This is a genomic window from Micromonospora sp. SCSIO 07396, from assembly GCF_053667945.1.
The window spans coordinates 2,144,621-2,169,161 of the sequence record NZ_CM132210.1; the positions used below are offsets into that span (position 1 = coordinate 2,144,621).

Here is a 24,541-nt window from a genome sequence, read left to right on the forward strand (position 1 = left end):
GCCGCCCGGATCCCGGGGGTGGAGCGGGGGAGACGTGCCCTTCGCTCCCGCGGCCGACGGTATCTTGTTATCGTTAACACCCGCAAGCCATTGACGTTCGTTGGTTACCTCGGCGTCATCGCGGACGCCCCGGCGGGGCCGGTCCGCCGCAACGACGGGTTGGTCCACCCGCCGCCGGGGTCAGCGCACCAGCCGCCCGGTGTCCGGCCCGCCGCGCCGGACCAGCCAGGCCTCGGTGATGTGGGTGACCATGGCCTCGGCCGCGCCGTCCGGGTCGTGGGCCGCGATGCGCTCGTAGATCCGCCGGTGCCCCCGGTTGGACGCCACGCACAGCGCCCGCTCGGACCGGCCCATGTAGCGGGCGGTGTTGACCACCTGGCTCTCCAGCGACCGCACCACGCCCCGGGCGATCCGGTTGCCGGACGCCTGCATGATCACGTCGTGGAACGCCCGGTCGTGCTCGTGGTAGGCGACCTGGTCGTCGACGAGTTCGTCCATCCGGTCGACCAGGGCGCGCAGCCGGTCGACGGTGTCCTGGTCGGCCAGCCGGGCGGCGACGTTGGCCATGTCGGACTCCAGCACCCGCCGGGTGGCCACCAGGTCGTCGAGGATGGTCAGGCTGTCGTCCTCGGCGATGGTCGCGGCGAGCACGAGCTCGTCGAGCATGTCCCACATCGACGGTGGGGTGACGATGGTGCCGCTGCCCTGGCGGACCTGCACCAGGCCCTTCTCCTGGAGGATCTTGACCGCCTCCCGGACGACCGTGCGGCTGACCGAGAACGCCTCGCACAGCGCCGGCTCGGGCGGCAGCGGGGCGCCGGGCGGGTGAACTCCGCGTACGATGCGTTCCACCAGTTCCGCGGTGACCGCCGTGGCGAGGTTGGCCGGTCGTCGGGCCCAGCTCGGTGGCGTCGACGCGTTCAGGGTTGCCTCCCGTGCCGTCATGTCCCCTCCAGTGACTCCCGCGGACCGCGCCACGACCTGACTGCCGCGAATTCTACGTCCCGCTGTTGACGTCATACGTCATACGAGTTACTTTCTCGTCAATTCATGCGTCTCGATCAGCGCAATCGACCGAGTTCGAAGGTGAGCAGCGATGAAGCAGCGAGCAGTGTGGTCGGCCGTCCTCGTCGCGGCGCTGGCGCTGGCCGGCTGCGGCAGCGCCGGCGGAACCCGATCCCCGTCCGGCGGGGCGGACGGGAAACTGGTGGTCTGGGACTGGAAGTCCGGCGAGGCGTCCTCAGCCGCGTACCTGCAGAAGGCGAAGGCCGACTTCGCCCGCAAGCACCCCGGCGTCACCGTCGAGTTCGTCGCCCAGCCCTTCGAGCAGTACTACACGCTGCTCGGCACGGCGATCCAGGCCGGCAAGGGCCCGGACGTGATCCTGTTCAACGGCGGCGGCCAGCTCCGGGACCGGGCCGACGCCCTGCTGCCCCTCGACGAATACCTGGCCGAGGACCGGCAGCGGCTCGCCGGCTGGGAGGCGTTCAGCAAGGACGGCAAGACCTACGCCGGCCCGGTCACGTTGCAGGGCCACCCGATCTACTACAACCGGACCCTCTACGCCAAGGCCGGCCTCGACCCCGCCAAGCCGGCCACCACTTGGCCGGAGTTCGTCGCCAACTGCGCCACCCTCACCCAGCGGACCGGCGCGAAGTGCCTGGCCCTCGGCAACAAGGAGGGCTTCGGCATCCAGTTCTTCCTCTCCGCCTTCGGCACCGGCGTGCTCACCCCGCAGGAGCAGGACGCCTGGATCGCCGGCAAGCGGGACTGGACCTCCCCCCACGTCAAGCGGATCTTCGCGCTCTGGAAGGAGACCCAGGACGCGAAGCTGAACAGCGACGGGGCGAACTCGACGGCCATGTTCAACGACGCTTTCGCGATCTTCCAGTCCGCGAAGGCGGCCCACGTCATCGGCCTGATGTCGGACGTGGGGCACTGGAAGGACTTCAGCGAGTTCGTCCCGGCCGAGAAGCTGGGCGTGATGCGCGCCCCGGTCGTCGAGCCCGGTGCCACCCCGAACCTGCCCTTCGACGGCGGCATCGGGTACGGCGTCGCCAAGTGGACGAAGGACCCGAAGGTCGCCGCCGACCTGGTGCGCTCGCTGACCTCCACCGACGCGCTGAAGTCGTTCTACGCCGACGCGGGGGCGATCGCCGCCGACACCACCATCGACGTGTCCCAGGGCGGCCCGGCGGTGGCCACCATCGTCGCCGACCTCAAGGCCGGCAAACCCGCCCTGCACGTGGCGCTGTCCTCGAAGACCCTGGACCTGATGGGCCGGCTCTCCCAGCAGCTGCTGAGCGGCTCGGTCACCGTCGACGAGGCGGTGAAGCAGCTGGCCGCCTCCGACCAGGCCGGCTGAACCGTGCCGGTCGACGAGGTGACACCGGCGCTCCGCCCGGCCCCCACCGGCCCGCCGCGACGGGCCGCGCCCGGGTCGCGGGCCACCCCGCCGAACGGTCGCGGCGGCCGACGTTCCGAGCGTCTCGCCCCCTACGTGCTGCTCGCCCCGGCCCTGCTGATCCTGCTGCTGCTGCGGTTCTGGCCGCTGCTGCTCGGGGTCAACTTCTCCTTCACCGGCGACGGCGACCGCGACGGGCTGGCGGTGGGGCTGGACAACTACCGGGAGCTGTTCGGGGATCCCCTGTTCCGGGGCGCGCTGCGCAACGTCGGGCTGCTCGTGCTGCTGCTGCCGGTGGCGGTGGCGATTCCCGGCCTGCTGGCCACCTTCATCTACCTGCGGGTCCCCGGGCACCGGCTGTACCGCAGCGTCTACTTCTTCCCGGCCGTGCTGTCGCCGGTCATCGTCGGGGCCATCTTCAACCTGCTGCTCGCCTTCGACGGACCGCTCAACGCCGTGCTCGGCGGGGCCGGCCTCGGGCCGGTGGACTGGCTGGGCGACCCGGACGTGGCGATGTTCGTGGTGGTCGGGGTGCACGTCTGGGCGACCTTCGGGATGGCGCTGGTGGTGTTCCTCGCCGGCTTCGCCACCCTGGACGCCTCCCTGCTGGACGCCGCCCGGGTGGACGGTGCGTCACTGCCGCAGACCATCAGGCACGTGATCGTGCCCAGCCTCTCCCGCACCATCCAGTTCGTCGTCGTCACCACGATGATCGGGATGCTGACCTCCATGTTCGGCCTGCTCTACGTGATGACCAGCGGCGGCCCGGAGGGCTCCACCTACCTGCCGGAGTACTACATCTGGATCCAGCAGGGGCAGCTGAACCGGCCGGCGCTCGCCTCGGCCGCCTCGACGGTGCTCTTCCTCATCATGCTCGTGGTGGGGCTGTTGCAGATCAGCCTGCTCCGGCGGGCGGTGAGGGAGGCGTGATGTCCCACAGGCGGTGGGGGCGGTGGCTGCTCGCCCTCCCGATGGCCGTGCTGGCCCTGGCGACCGTCTACCCGCTGGCGTTCACCCTCAACGTGGCCATGAAGACCCGCCGCGAGTACGTCCTCGACCGGTTCTCCCTGGCCGACGCCCTGCGCTTCGAGAACATCGGCGCGGCGTGGAACAGCGTGGGGATGGCCCGCTACCTGGCCAACTCGGTGGGCGTGGTGACGGCCTCGGTGCTCCTGCTGCTGCTGTTCGGCTCGATGGCCGGTTTCGCGTTGAGCCAGCTACGGTTCCGGGGCTCGTCGGTGCTCTTCCTGTGCTGCCTCGCGGCGCTGTTCGTGCCGTTCCAGGTGATCATGGTGCCGCTGGCCCGGGTGATGGCCGACGCCGGCCTGGTCGACACCTACCCGGGGCTCGTGCTGGCCTACGTGGCGCAGTTCCTGCCGTTCACGATCTTTCTGATGACCAGCTACTACAAGACCATCCCGACCGAGATCATCGATGCGGCCCGGATCGACGGCAACAGCGTCTACGGGGTCTACCGGCGGATCATGCTGCCGCTGGGCACCCCGGCGCTGCTGTCGGTCGGCATCCTCGACGCCCTGTTCTGCTGGAACGACGTGCTGATCGCGTTGCTGCTGATGCCCTCGGCCGAACACCGCACGCTGATGGTCGGGGTCACCTCGCTGCGCGGCCAGTACTCCGACGACATCCCCACCTTCGCCTCCGGGGTGCTGATCGCCGCGGTGCCCGTCCTGGTGATCTACCTCTTCCTCCAGCGCCAGATCGCCGACGGTGTGGCCGCCGGCGCCACGAAGGGCTGACATGCGGATCACCGGATACCGGACCCTGACCACCGTGCAGGACTGGGGGCGGCCCGTCGGCGACGCCAACGGCGTGTTCGCCGACGGGGTGACCGCCGTGCCGATCGTCCTGGTCGAGACCGACGAGGGCATCACCGGCGTCGGCCTCGGACCGCACACCGACCTCGAACGGATCTTCGCCGCGATCGACGGGGAGGACCCCCGCGCGGTGACCACCCTCTACGACCGGATGCTGCGGCAGACCTTCAAGGCGGGCCACGCCGGCTCGGTGTTCGGCACCATCGGGGCGCTGGACACCGCGTTGTGGGACATCAAGGCCCAGGCGGCGGGGCAACCACTGTGGCGGCTGCTCGGCGGACGCGACAGGCGGGTGCCCGCGTACGCCTCCGGCCTGGACATCGGCCTCGACGACGACGCGCTCGCCGCCACCTACGAGCTGTACGCCCGGCACGGGCTGCGGGCCGCCAAGCTCAAGGGCGGCCTCGACATCGAGCGGGACCGGCACCGGTTGCACGTGGTCCGGGAGGTGCTGACCGAGGCCGGCCGGGGGCAGCGGCCGGGCCTGATGCTCGACGTGAACGAGGCGTGGACCCGCAAGCAGGCCGTCCGGCACGTCGGCGAACTCGAACGCACCCTGGACCTCGTCTGGATCGAGGAGCCCGTCCGCCGGTGGGACGCCGAGGGCCTGGCCGTCGTCGGGCGCGGGATCCGGGCGTCGGTGGCCACCGGGGAGAACCTCACCGGCCTGGAGCAGTACCGGCCGCTGATCGCCGCGGCGGCGGTCGACGTCGTACAGATGGCCGCGGTGTGGGGGGTCACCCACTTCCTGCGGGTGTCCGCCCTGGCGCACGCCTACGACCTGCCGGTCAGTCCGATCGGCAACCACCCCGTCGGCCTGCTGCACGCCGCCACGTCGGTGCCCAACCACATGGTCAGCGAGTTGCAGGACCTCCACCCGCCGGTCGGGATCACCCGCGACCTGCACGTCGAGGACGGCGCGTTCGTCCTCGGCGACACGCCGGGGCTGGGCGTCACGGTCTGCGAGGAGGAGATCGGCAGCTACCCGCGCCGCTCCGACGTACCGACGCCGGACGGTCCCAACGTACGGCCGGAACGGGCCGGCCGTCGGCTGCTGGCCGGGCCCGACCCGGCCGCCATCCCGGCCGGGCGGTACGGCACACCGCTGCCCGACGCCCCGACGCACCACCACGACGGCCTGCCGTCCGCCGTCCCGCACTGACCCGACCGCGAGGGAGCACGTATGAAGGCAGTGGTCTACCGCAGCGCCAGGCACCTGGAGGTGCAGCGGCGCGCGCCGGAGCCGCCGGGGCCCGGCCAGCTGCGGATCGCGGTGGCCTACACCGGGATCTGCGGCACCGACCTGCACGTCTACCACGGGGACATGGACGCCCGGGTGGGCCCGCCGGCGGTGCTCGGGCACGAGATGTCCGGCCGGGTGGCCGAGGTGGGTGAGGGCGTCACCGGCTACGCCGTGGGCCAACCGGTCACCGTGATGCCGACCCGGTTCTGCGGCCGGTGCGTCGCCTGCCGGCGGGGCACCGCGCACGTCTGCCACGCGATGGACTTCCTCGGGGTCGACTCGCCGGGCGCGATGCAGTCCTCCTGGACGGTCCCGGCCGACCTGGTGGTGCCGCTCCCCGACGACCTGCCGCTGGACCGGGCCGCCCTGGTCGAGCCGGTCGCGGTGGCCGTGCACGACGTGCGGCGGGGCCGGGTGACCGACGCCGACCAGGTGGTGGTCGTCGGCGGCGGGCCGATCGGTGTGCTCGTCGCCACCGTCGCCCGGCACCGGGGCGCGCGGGTCCTGCTCGTCGAACCGGACCCGTTCCGTAGGTCGGTGGCCGCCGGGATCGGGATCGACGCGGTCGACCCGGCCGGCACCGACGTGGTGGCGCTGGTCGACGAACGTACCGACGGCGCGGGCGCGGACGTGGCCTTCGAGGTGTCCGGGTCCGCCGCCGGGGTCGACACCGCCGTCGACGTGCTGACCACCCGGGGCCGGCTGGTCATGGTGGCGATCCACCCGCAGCCCCGGCCGGTGAACCTGCACCGGGTCTTCTGGCGCGAGCTGGAACTGCTCGGCGCACGGCTCTACCAGCGCGAGGACATGGTGGAGGCGGTCCGGCTGGTCGCCTCCGCAGTGGTGCCGGCCGGGCAGCTCATCTCCCGGGTGGTGCCCGTCGAGGCGGCGGCCTCGGCGTTCACCGCCCTGGAAGAGGGCGGCGGCGTGCTGAAGGTGCTGCTCGACTGGCAGGAGGCCGACCGGTGAACGCCCTGTTCGACCTGTCCGGCCGCACGGCCGTGGTGACCGGCGCGCGCCGGGGCATCGGGCTGGCCATGGCCGAGGCGCTGGCCGTCGCCGGCGCCGACATCGTCGGCGTCTCGGCGAACATGGAGGCCACCGGCAGCGAGGTGGAGCAGCGGGTACGCGCGGCGGGCCGCTCGTTCACCGCGCTGCGTGCCGACCTGGCCGACCGGGACGCGGTCCGCCGGCTCGTCGCCGACCTGCACGACCTCGGCCCGGTCGACATCCTGGTCAACAACGGCGGCACGATCGCCCGTGCCCCGGCGGCCGAGCACTCCGACGAGATCTGGGACCACGTCATCGAGGTGAACCTGACCAGCCAGTTCGTGCTGAGCCGGGAGATCGGCCGGGAGATGGTGGCGCGCGGCCACGGGAAGATCATCTTCACCGCGTCGCTGCTCAGTTTCCAGGGCGGCATCACCGTCCCCGGCTACGCCGCCGCGAAGTCCGGCCTCGCCGGGCTGACCAGGGCGCTGGCCAACGAATGGGCGGCGCACGGGGTCAACGTCAACGCCATCGCCCCCGGCTACATCGCCACCGACAACACCCGGGCGCTACGCGAGGACCCGGAACGCGACCGGGCCATCCTGGCCCGCATCCCGACCGGCCGGTGGGGGGACGCCGACGACCTGGCCGGCGCGACGGTGTTCCTGGCCGCCCCGGCCTCGGACTACGTCAACGGCATCGTGCTGCCCGTCGACGGCGGATGGCTGGGCCGGTGAGCGCGCCACCCGGGACCGTCGACGCCCACCACCACCTCTGGGTGCGGGCCCGGCACCCGCAGCCCTGGATCGACCCGGCCACCATGGCCGCCATCGACGCCGACTTCACCCCGGACGACCTGGCCCGGGTCACCCGTGCCGCCGGGGTCACCGGGACCGTGCTGGTGCAGGCCAACTCCACCGAGGCCGAGACGGTGGACCTGCTGGGCGTCGCCGCCGACCACCCGCTCGTCCGGGGGGTCGTCGGCTGGCTGGACGTCACCACACCCGACGCCGCCGACCGGCTGGCCCGGCTGCGCGCGACCCGCGGCGGCCACCTGCTGGTCGGCGTCCGCTACAGCGTGCAGGACGAGCCCGACCCGGCGTTCCTGGACCGGGCCGACGTACGGCGGGGGATCACCGCGGTGGGCGCCGCCGGTCTCGCCTTCGACCTGCTGGTCCGGCAGCACCAACTGGGCGCGGCCGGCCGGCTGGCCCAGGACCTGCCCGGGGTGCGGTTCGTCCTGGACCATCTCGGCAAACCCGCCCTCGGCGGGACGGACCTCGACGACTGGGCCCGCGACCTGCGCACCCTGGCCGCTGCGGCCAACACCACGGCGAAGCTCTCCGGCCTGGTCACCGAGGTGCACCGGTCAGCCTGGACACCGCAGGACCTGCGTCCGGCCGTCGAGCACGCCCTCGACGCGTTCGGCCCGGACCGGCTGATGTTCGGCTCCGACTGGCCGGTCTGCCTGCTCGCCAGCACGTACGACAGGTGGGTCGACACGCTGGCCGAGCTGCTCGACCCGCTCGGCGACGACGATCTGGCGGCGATCTGGCGGCACACCGCCCGGCGGGCCTACCGACTGGAGGAGCCGTCGTGAGGGCCCGCCCCCTGCCGCGCCGACCGGCGGTACGCCTCACCGGGCTGGGCTTCGGCGCGGCGCAGGCCGGCAACCTCTACCGGGCCACCACCGACGAGGAGTTCGCCGCCGCCGTCGACACCGCCTGGGCGGGCGGCCTGCGCTACTTCGACACCGCGCCGCACTACGGGCTCGGGCTGTCCGAACGGCGCATCGGCGCGGCGCTGCGGACCCGGCCGCGCGACGAGTACGTGGTGTCGACGAAGGTCGGGCGGTTGCTCGTACCGTCGCCGCAGGACGCGCACCGGCGCGACCCGGAAGGCTTCGACGTGCCCGCCGACCACCGGCGGGTCTGGGACTTCAGCCGCGACGGCGTGCTGCGCTCGCTGGAGTCCAGCCTGGAGCGCACCGGCCTGGACCGGATCGACGTCGTCTACCTGCACGACCCCGACGACCACTGGGAACAGGCCGCCACGGAGGCGGTGCCCGCCCTGGTGGAGCTGCGCGACCAGGGCGTGGTGGGGGCCATCGGGGCCGGCATGAACCAGTCCCACCTGCTCACCCGGTTCGTCGAGGAGACCGACGTCGACGTGGTGATGTGCGCCGGCCGGTACACCCTGCTGGAACAGGGGGCGCTGGCCGACCTGCTGCCCGCCGCCCAACGCCGGGGCGTCGGCGTGGTGGTCGCCGGGGTCTACAACTCCGGGCTGCTGTCGCAGGACCGGCCCCCGGCCGACGCGACCTACAACTACCAACAGGCCCCACCCGAGCTGATCGACCGGGCCCGCCGGATCGCCGACGTCTGCCAGACGTACGGCGTCACCCTGCCGCAGACGGCGCTCGCCTTCGTCCGCTCCCATCCCGCGGTCGTCTCGACGGTCGTCGGCCTGCGCAACCGCGCGCAGGTCACCCAGACGCTGACCCGCGCGGACGCCGACGTCCCGACGGTGCTGTGGCCGGCGCTGCGGGCCGCCGGACTGCTCGCCCCGGTCGCGGCATGATTCCACCGCGACGCCGGGCACCCCACCACCCCACCACGATTGGAGTCCCACCCGTGTCCGTCCCGACACCACCCGCCCGGCGCGGGCCGCTGCTGGCCGGCCTGGCCGCCACGGCGCTCGCCGCCACGGTCGCCGCGCTCGCCCCGGCCGGTCCCGCCCTCGCCGCCACCACCACCCTCTACGCGTCCCCCGCCGGCAGCGGCACCGCCTGCTCCACCAGCCAGCCCTGCTCGCTGACCGAGGCGCAGAACGCGGTCCGGTCCCGCACCGCCGGGATGTCCGGCGACATCGTCGTCGAGCTGGCCGACGGCGTCTACCGGCTGGCCGCGCCGCTGCGGTTCACCGCCGCCGACTCCGGCACCAACGGCTACACCGTCACCTGGCGGGCCGCCGCGTCGGCCCGCCCGCAGATCAGCGGAGCGCGTGCGGTCACCGGCTGGTCGCAGGTCGACGCCGGCCGCAACATCTGGCGGGCGAGCGTGCCCGCCGGGCTGGACAGCCGGCAGCTCTACGTCAACGGGGCGGTCGCCACCCGGGCCCGCACCGCCGTGAACCGGGCCGACTTCACCTTCACCACCAGCGGCATGCGGTTCAGCAACGGCGCGCTGAGCTACCTGAACAACCTGGGCAACCAGAACCGGGTCGAGGTGGAGAGCGTCGGCTCGTTCACCGACCGGTACTCCCCGGTGCAGAGCATCAGCGGCAACTTCCTGACGATGCAGCAGCCGGCCTGGAACAACAACACCTTCGGCTTCGACACCCTGTCCAAGCCGCACCGGGCCGGGCCGTTCTACCTGGCCAACGCGTACGAGTTCCTGGACAGCCCGGGGGAGTGGTACCTGAACCCGGGCAGTGGGCAGCTCAACTACATCCCGCTGGCCGGGCAGAACATGAACAGCGTCAGCGTGGAGCTGCCCCAGCTGCAGTCGCTGGTGAACGTCGGCGGCAGCTACGACGCCCCGGCGCACCACATCGCGTTCAGCGGGATCACCTTCACCGGCACCAGCTGGCTCGGCCCGAGCAGCAGCAACGGCTTCGCCGACCAGCAGACCGGCGCGCACATCACCGGCACCTGGGCCCGCCCGGCCGACGCGCTGACCTCCTGCCAGGAGGGCTGCCCGCTGTTCGAGGCGACCCGGCCGAGCTGGAACCAGATGCCGGCCGCCGTGCAGGTCTCCGCCGCCAACACGATCACCTTCAGCGACTCCCAGTTCGTCAACCTCGGGCAGACCGCCATCGGCATCGGCAACGACGCCAACGCGCACGCCAGCGGGGTCGGCCTGGGGGCCAGCAACATCACCGTCACCCGCTCGGAGATCGCCCGCAGCTCGGCCGGCGGCGTGGTGGTCGGTGGGGTGCGCGCCGACGCCCACCACCCGGGCGACCAGCGGATGACCAACCGGAACATCACCATCAGCAACAACCGGGTGCACGACCTGGGGCTGGAGTACCGGGGCGTGGTGTCGATCCTGACCACGTACGTCAACACCTCGCTGGTGTCGCACAACGAGGTCTACAACATGCCGTACACCGGGCTGTCGGTCGGGTACGGCTGGGGCGCCAACGACGCGGGCGGCAGCAACCACTACGCCGACCGGGGGCTGTACAACTACCAGCCGCGCTACTCCACCGCCACCACCGCCGCCAACAACCAGGTCGTCGGCAACTACGTGCACGACGTGATGCAGCAGATGACCGACGGCGGCTGCATCTACACCCTGTCGGCCAACCCGGGCGGCAGCATCACCGAGAACCACTGCCTGCGCACCAACGGCTGGTTCGGGCTCTACTTCGACGAGGGCTCCCGCTACTACACCGCCCGCAGCAACGTGTTCGCCAGCACCGGCACCTGGGCCACCGCCAACTACTGGTACGCCGAGAACATGGGCAACTTCACCGTCACCAACAACTGGTCGACCAACAACAGCACCAACGTGACCAACGGTGACCGGGGCAACGTGGTCAACAACAACACGGTGGTCAGCAACAACAACTGGCCGTCGGGCGCGCAGACCGTCATCGCCAACGCGGGCGTGCAGGGCACGGGCAACCCGCCGGCGCAGGGTGTGCAGATCGTCGGCGGGCAGTCCGGCAGGTGCGCCGAGATCGGCGGTTCCAGCACGACCAACGGCACCCAGGCCCAACTCTGGGACTGCACCGGCGCGGCCAACCAGCGGTTCACCCAGACCACCGGCCGGCAGCTCATGGTCTACGGCTCCAAGTGCCTGGACGCCTCCGGGCAGGGCACCGGCAACGGCACCCAGGTGGTGATCTGGGACTGCAACGGGCAGACCAACCAGCAGTGGGCGGTCAACGCCAACGGCACGATCACCGGCGTGCAGTCCGGCCTGTGCCTGGACGCCAACGGCGCCGGCACGGCCAACGGCACCAAGTTGATCCTCTGGGCCTGCAACGGCGGCACCAACCAGCAGTGGAGCCTGCGCGGTTGAGCGTCGGCGGGGGTGCCGGGCCGCCCCGGCACCCCCGCCCCGGCGGGTCGGCCCGCCGGAGGGTAGCGGGGTCAGCCGGTACGGCGGCGGCAGCGGGCCAGTTCCGCGCGCAGTTCCCGGCGCAGCGACCGGTCCACGCCCGGCCGGGTGAGCGCGTCGGCGAAGTCCCGGGCGGCCTCGTCGAAGCGGCCGAGCCGGGCGAGCGCGGTGCCCCGGTTGTAGCGGGGCACCGGTGCCGTGGACAGCGCCACCGCCCGGTCCAGGTCGGTCACGGCGGCAGCGACCTCCCCCCGGTCGAACCGTACGGTGGCCCGGTTGGTCCACGCCTCGACCAGTTCCGGATCGCCGGCCAACGCGCGGCTGAACAGCTCCTCGGCCCCGGCCGGGTCACCGCGCTCGGAGCGGATCAGCCCGAGCGTGCACAGCAGGGCCGGCTCGTCCGGGGCCAGTGCCAGCCCGGCCCGCGCACCCGCCTCGGCGGCATCGGGCGCACCCTGCTCCAGATGCAGGTTGACCAGGGCGATCCGGGCGTCGAGGTGCCCGGGGTCGATGGCGAGCACCCGGCCCAGGTCGTCCCGGGCCCGTCCGGTGCGGCCCCGTTCCTGGTACAGCACCGCCCGGTTGTAGTACGCCTCCGGCAGGTGCGGGCCGAGCCGGATCGCGCTGCCGTGGTCCCTGATCGCGGCCCGGTGCCGTCCGGCCGCCCGGTGCAGGGCGGCCCGATCCACGTAGTACTCGCAGTTGTCGGGATCGTGGCCGATCACCGTGTCGAGTTCGGCCAGGGCCCGTTGCGGGTCGCCCAGCGCCAGGTGGACCTGGGCCCGGTTGTGCCGTAGCCGGGCCACGTCCTGCGGGCGTTCCCCGGGGGCGAGCACCGCCGTCAGCCGGGACAGCCCGTCGTCGATCAGGCGCAGCGCGCGTTCCGGTTCGCCCTCCCGGCTGTCCAGCAGGGCCACGCCCTGCTCGTAGAAGACGGTGGACAGCACCCGCTGCCGGGGGTCGGGCAGCGTCCTGGCGAGCCGGAGCGCCTGCGCCAGCCAGTGTCGGGCCCGCGCCGGGTCCTGCGCGTCGGCGGGCAGGTGCCTGGCGTACAACATGGCGGTGGCGTACGCGGCGGACATGGTGATCTTCGGATCGTCGGTGACGGTCCGGGTCTCGTGGTAGAGGTCGAGCGCCTCGGTCGCCCGGTCCAGCGCCGCCAGGGCGGTGGCCAGGCCGGTGGTGAACGCCCACCAGTGCCGCCGGTCGTCGTGCGGGGTGACCAGGGTGCGTCCGTGCCGGGCGGTGCGGGCCGCGTGGTGGTAGAAGCCCGCGGCCAGGCTCTCGCCCAGCACGGTGCGTACGGCCTCCGGTCCGGGCTCGGCCGGTGCTCGGGCCGGGCCGTCGTCGCGCAGGTCCAGCCGTACCCGGTCGGTGTCGAGTCGTCCGGCCAGCGTGTCCAGGAGTTCCCTGGTGGTCTCGTCGGCCGCGCCGACGTGGCCGAACCGGAGGGTGACCGGCCGGCGCAGGGTGTCGGCCCAGGCCGCCACGAACTCGGTCGCGCCGTAGGCCAGGGCGGCGGTGCGCCGGGCGGGGTGGAACCGGATCGGTGCCTCGTCGGCGGCGGTGCGCCGGCCGGGGGCGCGTTGCGGCGCGATGGCCGCCAACTCGACCCGGTGCCGGGCGGCCAGCCGGGGGCGGTCGGCGGCGATCCGGCGGAGCAGGTCGGCGACCCCGGCGTACGGCCCGAGGTCGCGGTGGCAGTCGTAGCGTGGGGACCCGTCGCTCACGGGTGGCCCGTTCCCGGCGAGGGCGGGCGCCCGGGGGCGCCCGCCGGGCCGGCAGTTACCAGCACCACTCGATCCAGAGCCGGCGGGCGCCGGACACCAGGCGCAGGGCGCTCGTACGACGGACGGTCATCTTCTTCATGGGCACCTCCGTGGTCATCCACTCCGGACGGGGCAGAGCCTAGTGCCGATCTTCAAAAATGCGAAGGGTGCTCGTGAACGCGGGTCCGCGCCCAGCCGGCGGTGGGTCGGCGTCGCCACTAGGATCGGTACCGAGGTGAACGAGGCATGAGATTAGGACTGCACTACTGGAACTACTCGACCCCGACCGATCCGGCAGCGATCGCGCCGACCCTGATCGAGACGGCCACCGTCGCCGAGCAGGCCGGTGTCGCATCGTTCACGGTGATGGACCACTACTTCCAGATGGAGGCCATGGCCCCGGCGCAGGAGCCGATGCTGGAGGCGTACACGACGTTGGGTTTCGTCGCGGCGCGGACCTCGCGGATGACGCTCGGCGTGCTGGTCACCGGCGTGATGTACCGCTACCCGGGGCTGCTCGCCAAGATCGTGACCACCCTGGACGTGCTCTCCGGCGGCCGGGCCCGGCTCGGCATCGGCGCGTCCTGGTACGAGCGTGAACAGCGCGGCCTCGGGGTGCCGGTGGTGCCGGTGGCCGAGCGGTTCGAACGGCTTGAGGAGACGCTGCTGATCTGCCGGCAGATGTGGAGCGACGACAACGGGCCGTTCGAGGGCCGGCACTACCGGTTGGCCGAGACGCTCAACGCGCCGCAGCCGCTGCAACGGCCCCACCCGCCGGTGATGATCGGCGGCGGCGGCGAGAAGAAGACCCTGCTGCTGGTGGCCCGCTACGCCGATGCCTGCAACCTGTTCGGCAGCAGCCCGGCCGAGGTGGCACACAAGCTGGACGTGCTGCGTGGGCACTGCGCCGCCGAGGGCCGCGACTACGACACCATCGACAAGACGGTCGTCGTGATGCGACCGCCGCTGGACGACCCGGACGCGTTCCTCGCCGAGGTGGCCGAGTACGCCGCGCTCGGGGTGACCGAGGTCCAGGTCACCCCGGACCGGCACCCGGTGGAGTTCACCCAGCGGGTCGCCGCCGAGGTGCTGCCGGAACTGGCCGCCATCGGCTGACCGGCCGACCCGCACGTCGCCCGTCCGCCCCGCCACCGGTCGGCGGCGGGGCGGACGGGCGACGGTCACTGGGCGAGCCGGGCCACCTCGTCGGCGGTGAGCCGCAGGCCGGCGGGGGCGGCGCTGCGGGCCGCCGGGGCCGCCGGTGGGTCGGCCGGCCGGCGCAGGTGCCAGTCGGTGACCGCCTGGTAGGCGGCGACCACCGACAACAACCGGTCCTCGCCGTACGGCAGGCCGCCGAGGATGGTGCCGACCGGCAGGCCCGCGCCGGTGAACCCGATCGGGAAGCCGATCTCCGGCAGGCCGAGGATGTCGAACGGCACCGGCCCGGTCTGCACCACCACGTCGCAGTGCGCGAAGAGCTGGTCCAGCACCCGTTCCATCAGCAGCAGCTTGGCCCGCTGGCCGGTGATGAACTCGCCACCGCCCAGCAGCGCCCCCTGCAACCAGCCGGTCACCGACACCCCGAAGCCCCGCAGGTCGGTACGCAGATAGGGCAGGAACGGCTCGGTGCGCTCCGGCAGCCGTACGTTGTTGAACGCGCTGCCGGTGAGCAGTTCCCACTCGTCGGGCAGTGGCACGTCGACCACTGTCGCGCCGGGGATCGCGGCGAGTTTCGCCAGGTACGCCTGCCGGGCCACGGCGGTCTCCGAGGTGCCGGCGGTGAAGCCGGGCAGCACCCCGATCCGGGTCTTCCACCGCAGCTTGAGCGTGCCGCCCTGGTAGGTCGGGGTGGCCGCGTCGATCAGCTTCGGCACCGCGGGCAGGCCCTGGCTGCGCGGGTCGGCCGGGTCCTCGCCGGCCATCGCGGTGAGCATGATGGCCGCGTCCTTGGCGTCGCGGGCCAGTGGACCGGGGTGGTCGCGGGTGTAGCTGAGCGGGATGATCCCGTGCAGCGACACCCGTCCCATGGTCGGCTTGAGCCCGGTGAGGTTCTGCGCGTTGGACGGCGCGGTGATCGAGCCGCCGGTCTGGGTGCCGGTGCCGCAGGTGGCGAGCCGTCCCGCCACGGCGGTGGCGGTTCCGGTGGACGACCCGCCGGGGTCGGTGGCGGGGTTGGTGGGGGTCCAGGCGTTGACCGTGGTGACCACTCCGGCGGGGGTGGTGGCCCGGGTGGTGGCCAGCGGGCCCATCTGGGTCTTGCCCAGCACGATCGCCCCGCCGCCGGTGACCAGCCGGGTCACCGCAGTGGCGTCGTACGGGGGCCGGAAGTCGGCGAACAGGTAGGAACTGGCGGTGGTCGGCACCCCGGCGGTGAAGTAGTTGTCCTTGATGGCCAGCGGGATGCCGTGCAGCGCGCCCCGGCTCGGCTTGCGGGCCATCGCGCGGGCCGCCTTGACCGCCTGCTCGGCGAGCACCAGGTTGAACGCCTGGTAGGTCGCCTCGTAGCGGGAGATCCGGGCCAGGTACGCCTCGACCAGCTTCTCCGGGGTGAGCTTGCCGGCCCGGATCAGCCAGGCCGCCTCGGCGATGGTCAGTTCGGTCGGGTCGGCCACCGCCTCCGGGCGCGGCTTGACGTAGGCGTTGGGTACGGCCAGCGCCGGGTTGTAGCGGCCGGGCGGCGCGACCGCCACGCGGGTGACGCCGGCCGCCGAGGCGACGGCGGGCAGCGCGACGACGCCACCGAACGCCGAGGCGGTGGCCAGCGCGGCGGTCCGGGCGAGGAAGGCGCGACGGTCGACGCCGCGGTCGGCAGGTGCTGTGCTCATCACTTCCGCCATTCCGTGCTGATCGAGGGGTAGAGCATCGGCGCGGGCTGCTGGGACAGCGCCCGGGCCACGGCCGGGTCGGTGCCGGCCGGGGCGGGCGGCTGGTAGGCGGCGAGGGTGCCGACGGTGCCGCGGACGAAGGAACGCAGCGAGGCCAGCACGGTGTCCCGGCCGGGGGAGCCGGTCTGCGGGTCGGCGGTGGTGCCGGGGGGAAGCTGGTCGAGGTCGATGCCGAGCGACGCGAGCCGGGCGCGGATGAGGACGTCCAGTTCCGCGTCGGTCGGTGGGGTGGGGGCCATGACGCTCCTTGTGGGGTGGGCGACGATGACCCACTGTCGAGCCGGATCGTGTCGCGGGCGTGACAAGTTGATCTCGCTGTCGTGAAGCCATGCAGGTCAATGCCCCTGTACGGGCCGCGACAGTGGACGGCCGGGCCGGCGCAGCGGGGCCACGCCACCGGTCGACGTTGGCTAGGGTTCTCGGGTCGCGCGACCGCGTCCCGGAGGAGAACATGCTCGCCCCACTGCGGTACGCCGCCTTCCGCCGCCTGGCCGTCGGCCGGTTGGTCAACATGGTGGGCAACGCGGTCGCCCCGGTCGCGCTGGCCTTCGCCGTGCTCGACCTGACCGGTTCGGTCCGCGACCTGGGGCTGGTCGTCGGTGCCCGCTCGCTGATGAACGTGCTGTTCGTGCTCTTCGGCGGCGTGCTCGCCGACCGGGTGCCCCGCCGGCTGGTGCTGGTCGGCTCCAACCTGCTCGGTGCGGTGACCCAGGCGGCGGTGGCCGCCCTGGTGCTCACCGGCACGGCGACGATCCCGCTGCTGCTGGCGCTCGGCGCGGCCAACGGGGTGGTGAGCGCCCTGGCCCAGCCCGCCTCGGCCGCCGTGACCCCGCAGACCGTCCCGGCGGAGCTGATCCAGCCGGCCAACGCGATCATCCGGCTCGGGATGAACGCCGGCATGATCGGCGGTACGGCGCTCGGCGGCCTGCTGGTCGCCATGGTCGGCCCCGGCTGGGGGCTCGCCGTCGACGCGGTCACCTTCGCCGTCGCGGCCGTCGCCTTCGCCGGGGTCCGGGTGCCCGCCGCGCGCGGTGCCGCCGCCCGCACCGGGGTCGTCGCCGACCTGCGGGAGGGGTGGACCGAGTTCGTCGCCCGGACCTGGGTGTGGGTGGTGGTGCTCGGGTTCATGGTGCTCAACGCGGCCCTCGCCGGGGGGATGAGCGTGCTCGGCCCGGCCGTCGCCGACGTGACGATCGGCCGCAGCGCCTGGGGCCTGGTGCTGGCGGCGCAGACCGTCGGGATGGTCGTCGGCGGCGTCGTCGCACTGCGGCTTCGGGTACGCCGGCTGCTGCTGCTCGGGGTGGTGTGCATGGTCGCCGAGTCGTTGCTGCTGCTGGCGCTGGCACTGACCCCGACGCTGGTGGCGCTGCTGGCCGCCGCGCTGGTGGTCGGGATCGCCGTGGAACAGTTCGCGGTGGCCTGGGACACGTCGATCGCCCGGCACGTCCCGGCCGACCGGTTGGCCCGGGTCTACTCGTACGACATGTTGGGCTCGTTCGTGGCCATCCCGCTGGGACAGGTGGCGGTCGGGCCGGCCGCCGCGCTGGTCGGCACCCGCGACACCCTGCTGATCCTCGCGGCGCTGGTGGTGCTCTCGGTGCTCGGGATGGTGTCCAGCCGGGCGGTCCGCCGGCTGGAGGCGTCGACGCCCGGGGCCTGACCGTGCGGCGGCGCGGCCGGCGATGACGTCAGGCCCGCACGGGAGCTGGCCGGTGGACCGGCGCGTGGTCGGACGTTTCCCGCAGCCGGTGCCCGGCTGGACCGCTCCCCGGTGGCGTGCCACCTGCCCCGGCCGGGCGGCGGCGGCCGGGCGGGTGTCGGCGGCGGCCGGGCCAGTGCGGTCGGGGGTACGCCGGACCGGGCACCACCGCGTGGCGGACCGGATCGTGCCGGCCCGACAGTTACCGCAGCGCATTCCCGTTCGACGATGCGGAAAGGGCGGAACGTCAGATCAATTGCCCGCCGGAGTCGCGACGCCCGCCACAATCGAACCGGCTGGCAACCGTCGGGTGGCGAGCCGTGCACGCCGGTCGCCGCCCGCGTCGTGGCGCTGTGCGAGGACCACCGGGCGCGCGGGATCGGTGCGGACCCGGATACGGCTGGCGTGCTTGACCCCTCTGAAAGGGGTAACTAAACTCCGGCCGTTAACGTTCACAATTATCGAAGTCGATATGTTCTGTCGAAACGCCGACGGTGACGTCCAGGTCATCCCCGTGCCGGCGTAGCAGATCGGTGCCGACCGGCTTCGATGGAACCGGCAGGGCGCGTACCACCACCACCAGGAGGACGAAAGAAATGACGCAGGATCAGAATGGACCGGCGGCCGGCGAGCGGAAAACACTGAGCCGTCGCGTAGTCCTGACCACGCTGGGCGCGCTGCCCGTCGCGGCGGCCACGGCGGCCCTGGGGGCCACGGAGGCCTCGGCCGCCCCGGCCAGCATCAACCTGTCGGCGTCCCGGCAGACGATCAAGGGCTACGGCGCGATGACCCACGCCGGCTGGATCGGCGACCTGACCGCCGCCCAGCGGGAGACGGCGTTCGGCACCGGCGAGGGCCGGCTCGGCTTCTCCGTGCTGCGCATCCCGGTCGGCGAGAGCCAGGCGGACTGGAGTCGTGACCTGGCCACGGCCAAGCGCGCGGCCGAACTCGGGGTGACCGTCTTCGCCTCGCCGTGGAACCCGCCGGCCAGCATGATCGAGACGTTCACCCGGGGCAGCCAGACCAACGCCAAGCGCCTGCGGGCCAGCTCCTACGCCGCGTACGCGCAGTACCTGAACGACTTCACCGTGTACATGCGCAACAACGGCGTCAACCTCTACGCCATCTCCGTGCAGAACGAGCCCGACTACGCCCACGACTGGACGTGGTGGACCTCCGCCGAGATCGTCAAGTTCCTCAAGGAGAACTCCGGGGTGATCAGCACCCGGGTGATGGCACCGGAGTCCTTCCAGTACGTCAAGTCGATGTCGGACCCGATCCTCAACGACGCCACCGCGCTGGCCAACGTCGACATCATCGGGGCCCACCTCTACGGCACCTCGTACTCGAACTTCCCGTACCCGCTGTTCAAGCAGAAGGGTGCGGGCAAGGAACTGTGGATGACCGAGGTCTACTACCCGAACAGCAACGCGAACTCGGGTGACGCCTGGCCGGAGGCGCTCGACGTCGGCGAGCACATCCACCGGTCCATGGTCGACGCCGAGTTCCAGACGTACGTCTGGTGGTACCTGCGGCGCAGCTACGGCCCCATGCGCGAGGACGGCCAGATCAGCAAGCGGGGCGCGATCATGGCCCAGTACGCCCGGTTCGTGCGGCCCGGATACGTCCGGGTCGACGCCACGGCCAACCCGGCGTCGAACGTCTACGTCTCGGCCTACCGCAGCGGCAACACCGTGGTCATCGTCGCGGTCAACAAGAACACCTCGGCGGTGAGCCAGCAGTTCACCCTCTCCGGCACCACCGCGTCGGGCAGCGTGCAGAACTGGCTGACCGACGGCAGCCGCAACGTGGCCCCGCAGAGCGCGCTGACCATGTCCAACGGCTCGCTGACCGTCAACCTGCCGGCGCGCAGCGTGATGACGTTCGTGACCAGCATCAACGGCACCACGCCGACCCCCACCCCGACCGTGACGCCGACGGCCACCCCGACGCCGACGCCGACCCCGACCCCGACGCCCACCCCGACCCCCACGGCGGGCGGCAGCGGACCCCGGGTCGGCTACACGATGAACAGCTGGGACTCCGGCTTCACCGCCAGCATCAGCATCACCAACACCGGCACCTCGACGATCGACGGCTGGACGTTGGTGTTCACCCTGCCGTCGGGCCAGTCCATCACCTCGGCCTGGAGCGCCACCATCTCGCCCACCACCGGTCAGGTGAGCGCCCGCAACGTCAGCTACAACGGCACGATCGCCCCCGGCGCCACCGTCGAGATCGGCTTCCAGGCCAACCACACCGGCAACACCGCCAAACCGACCGCGTTCACCCTCAACGGCATCCCCTGCACGGTCGTCTGACCGGTCGACCGGAGCAATCCCCGTACGGCCGCCGCGGACACCGTGGCGGCCGTACCCGTTGCGGATGCTTGCTCCTCACGCGGCGTGAGGGCCGATAGTCGGTGCCGTGGACGAACATCTGACCGTGGGGCGGGTGGCGGAACTGGCCGGGGTCACCGTCCGGACGCTGCACCACTACGACGAGATCGGCCTGCTCACGCCGTCCGGGCGCACGGCGGCGGGACACCGCGCGTACTCGCCTGCCGACGTCCGGCGGCTGCGCGAGGTGCTCGGCTACCGGCGGCTCGGGTTCGGGCTCCGGCAGATCGCCGACCTGGTGGACGACCCGGCGACCGACCCCGTGGCGCACCTGTGCCGACTGCGCGGTCTGCTGACCGACCAGCGCGACCGGGCCGCCGCCCTGGTCGCGGCGATCGACCGGGAGTTGCAGGCGCGGGCACTGGGGATCGCCACCACGCCGGAGGAGCAGCTACGGGTCTTCGGCGGCCGGTTGTACGACACCATCGGCAGCGCCTACCCGGCGACCCGGCGCACCGACCCCCGGATCGCGGCCCGCATCCGGGCGGCGTTGGGTGACGCCCGGACCGTGCTCAACGTCGGGGCCGGCACCGGTTCCTACGAACCCGGCGACCGCGTGGTGACGGCGGTGGAACCCTCGGCGGTGATGCGGGCGCTGCGTCCGGCCGACGCCGCGCCGTGCGTGGCCGCCACCGCGGGGGACCTGCCGTTCGCCGACGGCTCCTTCGACGCGGCGATGGCGGTCAGCACCGTCCACCACTGGCCGGACCCGGTCGCCGGGCTGCGGGAGATGCGCCGGGTGGCCCGGCGGGTGGTGGTGTTCACCTACGACGCCGACGGCGTCGGCTGGCGGGAGCGGTTCTGGCTGACCCGCGACTACCTGCCGGAGTTCGCCGGCCTGCTGGTCGACTGGCCCCCGCTGGGTGAGCTGACCGCCGCGATCGGTGGTCGCGCCGAGCCGGTGGACGTCCCGTGGGACTGCGCCGACGGCCTGTTCGAGGCGTACTGGCGACGACCGGAGGCGTACCTGGACGAGCGGGTGCGGCGCGCGGTGTCGGTGTGGACCCGGGTCGGGCCGCAGGCGGAACGGCGGGCCGTCGGGATGCTGCGGGAGGATCTGGCCTCGGGCCGGTGGGCGCGACGCAACGGGGACCTGCTGCGCCGCGACACCGCGGAGCTGGGCCTGCGCCTGCTCGTGGCCTGAGCGGCCCGGCTGCTCGCCGTCGACCTGCGGCCCCGCCACGGTCAGTCCTGGCGGGTCGGTCGGATGGTCAGGTCGCCGATCTCGACGTCGTCGGGCTGGTCGATGGCGAAGGCGATCGCGCGGGCGACCGCGCCGGGGTCGAGGCCGATCTCGGCCATGGTCTGCTGCACCTGCTCGCGGACCGTGGGGTCGTCGATGGCCTGGTCGACGAGCTCGGTGCGGACGTAGCCGGGGGAGATCGAGGTCGTCCGCAGCGCTCCGCCGGTGCTCTCCTGCCGCAGACCCTCCAGCAGGGTGCGCACCGCGTTCTTCGTCCCGGCGTACACCGCCTGGGTGGGAGTGATCTTCAGGCCGGAGGTCGACACGACCGTGACGAGGTGACCGCTGCCCTGGTGGGTGAAGACGGGCAGGGCGGCGGCGATCCCGTGCAGGATGCCCTTGACGTTCACGTCGACCATCGCCGACCAGCCCTCGACGTCCAGCTCGGCCAGGGTGCTGAGCCGGCTGATCCCGGCGTTGCCCACCAGGACGTCCAGTCGACCGAACCGCTCGACGGCGAGGTCGACCAGGGTCCGCAGGTCGTCCGGGGCGGTGACGTCCACCCGGGCGGCGACGGCCCTGCCGCCTGCGGTTTCGATCTCGGCGACCAGGTGGTCGAGCCGGTCGGTGCGGCGGGCGCCCAGGACGACCGACGCGCCGAGCGCGGCGAGGTGGCGGGCGGTCGCCGCGCCGATGCCACTGCTGGCGCCGGTGATGGCGACGACCTTTCCGGGGATGGTCATGACGCTCCTCAGGGTAGAGTGGACACATGTCCGGTTACTCCGACGAGCTTAGCGGACACGTGTCCGCTTCTGTCAAGGGCGCGGCGGCGTCTGCTGCCCAGGGCACGGCGGCGGCCCGTGCCGACGCGCGGCGCAACCGCGAACGCATCCTGCGCGCGGCCCGCGACCTGGTGCGCGAGCCGGGCGAGCTGAAACTCAACGCGGTGGCGAAGGCCTGCGGCATCGGGCAGGGCACCCTGTACCGGCACTTCCCCACCCGGGAGGACCTGCTCGTCGAGGTGTACCGGCACGAGGTCGACGACCTGGTCGCCGCGGCCCCGCGCCTGCTGGCCAGCCACCCGCCGGTGGCGGCGTTGGCGGCCTGGTTCGACCGGGTGGCCGGCTACGCCCGGGTCAAACGGGACGTGTTCGCCGCCGTCGAGGCGGCGACCTGGCGTGACCTCGCCGCGCACAGTCTCGGCCCGATCGGCGAAGCGGTGGAACTGCTGCTCGCCGCCGGCCGCTCGGCCGGCAGCATCCGCGCCGACGCCGAGGCCCGGGACGTCATCGTCCTGATCAGTTGGCTGTCCCGACTGGACGACACCGAGCTGGACAGCCGGGGGCCGCGCCTGCTGGCCATCCTCGTCGACGGCCTCCGCGCCCCCGGTGGGATTGTCACCGGCAGCGGCTAGCCTGCCGGCATGGCGAGCGCTGAACTGGACGAGTTGATCGTCGCCGACGCGGACGCACTGCGCGCCTGGCTGTCGGCCCACCACGACACCTCACCCGGGGTGTGGCTCGCCCTGACCCGCAAGGGCGGCACGGTCACCACCCTGACCTGGCAGCAGGCGGTCGACGAGGGGCTGTGCTTCGGCTGGATCGACGGGCAGGCCCGCAAGCGGGACGAGGCGAGCTCCTGGGTCAGGTTCACCCCCCGCCGGGCCCGCAGCATCTGGTCGCAACGCAACGTCGCCAATGTGGCCCGGCTGGAGCAGCAGGGCCGGATGCAGCCCCCGGGCCGGGCCGCGGTGGAGGCCGCCAAGGCGGACGGGCGGTGGGCTGCGGCCTACGCCCCGCCGTCGGAGGTCGAGGTGCCCGCCGACCTGCTCGCCGCGGTCGCCGCCGATCCCGCCGCGCAGGCCATGTTCGACGTGCTCACCCGGACCAACCTGTTCGCGCTCGTGCACCGGCTCAACGCGGTGAAGCGGGCACAGACCCGGGAGCGGAAGATCGCCGAGTTCGTCGCCATGCTGGCCCGTCACGAGACGCCCCACCCGCAGCGGGCCCGGCCACCACAGTCCCCGTGACCCGGGTGCCGCCCGACGGGCCTACCGGGACGGCGCGGGCCAGGCGTCGGCGCGCAGGGCGTAGGTGTAGCCGTCCACCCAGCCCCGTTCGGCGTGCCACGAGTCACCGACGCCGTGCTGTTCGCGGCGCATGCCGACCTTCTCCAGCACCCGGACCGAGGCGAGGTTGTCGGCGAAGCACCCGGCGGTGATCCGGCGGACGCCCAACCGGGTGAACGCGTGCGCCACCATCGCGGTGACCGCCTCGGTGGCGTAGCCCCGGCCACCGTGGGCCGGGTCGAAGATGTAGCCGAGGCGGGCCTCGGTGCGGGTCGGCATGCCCGGCTGCCCCATCCCGTCCAGCACGTCGAGCGAGACCGTGCCGATCACCAGACCGTCCAGGACGACCGCCCGGCTGTGGTCGTCGGGGTCGTCGGCCGCGCGCCGCCAGGCCGCCCGGAACGCCGCCGGCTCCACCTCGGTCCGCAACAGCCAGTACGTCACCTCGGGCAGGTTGCGGTATTCGAGGATGCGGTCGACGTCGCCGTCCTGCACCGGGCGCAGACTCAGGCGGGACGTTCGCAGCGTGGTGCCGTCCATGCGGCCGGACTTTAACCCATCGGGTGCGCCGCGGTTCCTCGCCGTCGGCAGCCCCCGGGTGCCCGTCGGCTGGGCGACCCCTGAGCTGCGCGCCCGGCCGGGTCGGTGGCGGCCGGGCGTGTTTGGATGGTCCGGTGGAGCTGACTGTGACAGACGCGCCGGACCGGGAGCGGTTCGAGGCGCGCGACGAGACCGGGGCGCTGGCCGGGCTGGTCACCTACCAGTTGACCGGTGCCATCATCGCCTACACGCACACCGAGGTCGACCCGGCGTTCGAGGGGCGGGGCGTCGGCTCGACGCTGGCCCGCGCGGTCATGGACGACGCCCGCGCCCGGGGCCGTACGGTGGTGCCGATCTGCCCGTTCCTCGCCGACTGGCTGAGCCGGCACCCGGAGTACGCGGACATCGTGGCCCGCTCCACCCGCCGGATCAGGTAGCCCGGCGGCCCGGGGCGGCG

22 protein-coding genes are annotated in these 24,541 nt (G+C 72.9%); 16 read left to right on the forward strand and 6 right to left on the reverse strand.

What is annotated here, in order from left to right; translation table 11 throughout:
• Positions 1–180: 180 nt before the first annotated feature.
• Positions 181–945: a FadR/GntR family transcriptional regulator gene (locus tag ACWCHM_RS09040; RefSeq protein WP_281896683.1), complete on the reverse strand. Its 765-nt coding sequence runs from the start codon at positions 943–945 to the stop codon at positions 181–183.
• Between the two features lie 151 nt (positions 946–1,096).
• Between ACWCHM_RS09040 and ACWCHM_RS09045 the strand changes: the two genes are divergently transcribed.
• From ACWCHM_RS09045 to ACWCHM_RS09085, 9 genes are read left to right on the forward strand one after another with little or no spacing between them, the layout of a single operon-like run.
• On the forward strand, positions 1,097–2,365 hold the full coding sequence (locus ACWCHM_RS09045) for an ABC transporter substrate-binding protein (protein ID WP_454222062.1): 1,269 nt from the start codon (positions 1,097–1,099) through the stop codon (positions 2,363–2,365).
• Positions 2,366–2,368: 3 nt separating this feature from the next.
• Positions 2,369–3,334 carry a carbohydrate ABC transporter permease gene (locus tag ACWCHM_RS09050; protein ID WP_454222063.1) on the forward strand — a complete coding sequence of 322 codons (966 nt, stop codon included), beginning with the start codon at positions 2,369–2,371 and terminating at the stop codon, positions 3,332–3,334.
• Positions 3,334–4,161 carry a carbohydrate ABC transporter permease gene (locus tag ACWCHM_RS09055; RefSeq protein ID WP_204960368.1) on the forward strand — a complete coding sequence of 276 codons (828 nt, stop codon included), beginning with the start codon at positions 3,334–3,336 and terminating at the stop codon, positions 4,159–4,161. The genes ACWCHM_RS09050 and ACWCHM_RS09055 overlap by 1 nt, the downstream gene beginning before the upstream one ends.
• Before the next feature lies 1 nt (position 4,162).
• Positions 4,163–5,401, forward strand: a complete 1,239-nt coding sequence (locus ACWCHM_RS09060; protein ID WP_204960369.1) for a mandelate racemase/muconate lactonizing enzyme family protein — start codon at positions 4,163–4,165, stop codon at positions 5,399–5,401.
• Between the two features lie 21 nt (positions 5,402–5,422).
• Positions 5,423–6,451 carry a zinc-dependent alcohol dehydrogenase gene (locus ACWCHM_RS09065; RefSeq protein ID WP_454222064.1) on the forward strand — a complete coding sequence of 343 codons (1,029 nt, stop codon included), beginning with the start codon at positions 5,423–5,425 and terminating at the stop codon, positions 6,449–6,451.
• On the forward strand, positions 6,448–7,209 hold the full coding sequence (locus ACWCHM_RS09070; RefSeq protein WP_454222065.1) for an SDR family NAD(P)-dependent oxidoreductase: 762 nt from the start codon (positions 6,448–6,450) through the stop codon (positions 7,207–7,209). Before ACWCHM_RS09065 ends, ACWCHM_RS09070 begins: the two co-directional genes overlap by 4 nt.
• Positions 7,206–8,072 carry an amidohydrolase family protein gene (locus tag ACWCHM_RS09075; protein ID WP_454222066.1) on the forward strand — a complete coding sequence of 289 codons (867 nt, stop codon included), beginning with the start codon at positions 7,206–7,208 and terminating at the stop codon, positions 8,070–8,072. Before ACWCHM_RS09070 ends, ACWCHM_RS09075 begins: the two co-directional genes overlap by 4 nt.
• Complete coding sequence (locus ACWCHM_RS09080; RefSeq protein ID WP_454222067.1) at positions 8,069–9,052, forward strand: aldo/keto reductase; 984 nt, start codon at positions 8,069–8,071, stop codon at positions 9,050–9,052. Before ACWCHM_RS09075 ends, ACWCHM_RS09080 begins: the two co-directional genes overlap by 4 nt.
• A gap of 53 nt (positions 9,053–9,105) precedes the next feature.
• The gene (locus ACWCHM_RS09085) at positions 9,106–11,502 is read left to right on the forward strand and encodes an RICIN domain-containing protein (protein WP_454222069.1); all 2,397 of its coding nucleotides are present in this window, start codon (positions 9,106–9,108) and stop codon (positions 11,500–11,502) included.
• Between the two features lie 71 nt (positions 11,503–11,573).
• Here ACWCHM_RS09085 and ACWCHM_RS09090 read toward each other — a convergent pair whose 3' ends face one another.
• Positions 11,574–13,271 (reverse strand): tetratricopeptide repeat protein, encoded by a 1,698-nt coding sequence (locus ACWCHM_RS09090; RefSeq protein ID WP_454222070.1) that lies wholly within the window; start codon positions 13,269–13,271, stop codon positions 11,574–11,576.
• A 285-nt stretch (positions 13,272–13,556) separates the two neighbouring features.
• On the opposite strand from ACWCHM_RS09090, the gene ACWCHM_RS09095 reads away from it, so the two are divergent.
• Positions 13,557–14,426 carry an LLM class F420-dependent oxidoreductase gene (locus ACWCHM_RS09095; RefSeq protein ID WP_454222071.1) on the forward strand — a complete coding sequence of 290 codons (870 nt, stop codon included), beginning with the start codon at positions 13,557–13,559 and terminating at the stop codon, positions 14,424–14,426.
• 65 nt (positions 14,427–14,491) lie between these two features.
• Here ACWCHM_RS09095 and ACWCHM_RS09100 read toward each other — a convergent pair whose 3' ends face one another.
• Positions 14,492–16,135 (reverse strand): amidase, encoded by a 1,644-nt coding sequence (locus ACWCHM_RS09100; protein WP_454222073.1) that lies wholly within the window; start codon positions 16,133–16,135, stop codon positions 14,492–14,494.
• Positions 16,135–16,434 carry a hypothetical protein gene (locus ACWCHM_RS09105; RefSeq protein ID WP_454222075.1) on the reverse strand — a complete coding sequence of 100 codons (300 nt, stop codon included), beginning with the start codon at positions 16,432–16,434 and terminating at the stop codon, positions 16,135–16,137. Before ACWCHM_RS09105 ends, ACWCHM_RS09100 begins: the two co-directional genes overlap by 1 nt.
• A 212-nt stretch (positions 16,435–16,646) precedes the next feature.
• Here ACWCHM_RS09105 and ACWCHM_RS09110 point away from each other — a divergent pair, with 212 nt between their 5' ends.
• The 3 genes from ACWCHM_RS09110 to ACWCHM_RS09120 all read left to right on the forward strand — a co-directional run bounded on the left by ACWCHM_RS09110 (position 16,647) and on the right by ACWCHM_RS09120 (position 21,437).
• Positions 16,647–17,855 (forward strand): MFS transporter, encoded by a 1,209-nt coding sequence (locus tag ACWCHM_RS09110; protein WP_454222076.1) that lies wholly within the window; start codon positions 16,647–16,649, stop codon positions 17,853–17,855.
• Positions 17,856–18,490: 635 nt separating this feature from the next.
• Entirely contained in the window at positions 18,491–20,215 is a 1,725-nt protein-coding gene (locus tag ACWCHM_RS09115) for a cellulose binding domain-containing protein (protein WP_454222077.1), read from the forward strand.
• A 106-nt stretch (positions 20,216–20,321) separates the two neighbouring features.
• Positions 20,322–21,437, forward strand: coding sequence for a MerR family transcriptional regulator (locus ACWCHM_RS09120; protein WP_421488150.1), 1,116 nt, complete (start codon positions 20,322–20,324; stop codon positions 21,435–21,437).
• Positions 21,438–21,478: 41 nt separating this feature from the next.
• Here ACWCHM_RS09120 and ACWCHM_RS09125 read toward each other — a convergent pair whose 3' ends face one another.
• Entirely contained in the window at positions 21,479–22,219 is a 741-nt protein-coding gene (locus ACWCHM_RS09125) for an SDR family oxidoreductase (RefSeq protein WP_204960382.1), read from the reverse strand.
• Positions 22,220–22,245: 26 nt separating this feature from the next.
• Between ACWCHM_RS09125 and ACWCHM_RS09130 the strand changes: the two genes are divergently transcribed.
• Entirely contained in the window at positions 22,246–22,890 is a 645-nt protein-coding gene (locus tag ACWCHM_RS09130) for a TetR/AcrR family transcriptional regulator (protein ID WP_454222079.1), read from the forward strand.
• Positions 22,891–22,899: 9 nt separating this feature from the next.
• On the forward strand, positions 22,900–23,505 hold the full coding sequence (locus ACWCHM_RS09135; protein WP_454222081.1) for a YdeI/OmpD-associated family protein: 606 nt from the start codon (positions 22,900–22,902) through the stop codon (positions 23,503–23,505).
• 21 nt (positions 23,506–23,526) lie between these two features.
• Here the strand turns inward: ACWCHM_RS09135 and ACWCHM_RS09140 are convergent, their stop codons facing one another.
• On the reverse strand, positions 23,527–24,084 hold the full coding sequence (locus ACWCHM_RS09140; protein WP_454222082.1) for a GNAT family N-acetyltransferase: 558 nt from the start codon (positions 24,082–24,084) through the stop codon (positions 23,527–23,529).
• A 146-nt stretch (positions 24,085–24,230) separates the two neighbouring features.
• On the opposite strand from ACWCHM_RS09140, the gene ACWCHM_RS09145 reads away from it, so the two are divergent.
• Positions 24,231–24,521 (forward strand): GNAT family N-acetyltransferase, encoded by a 291-nt coding sequence (locus ACWCHM_RS09145; RefSeq protein ID WP_281896728.1) that lies wholly within the window; start codon positions 24,231–24,233, stop codon positions 24,519–24,521.
• The last annotated feature ends 20 nt before the right edge of the window (positions 24,522–24,541 follow it).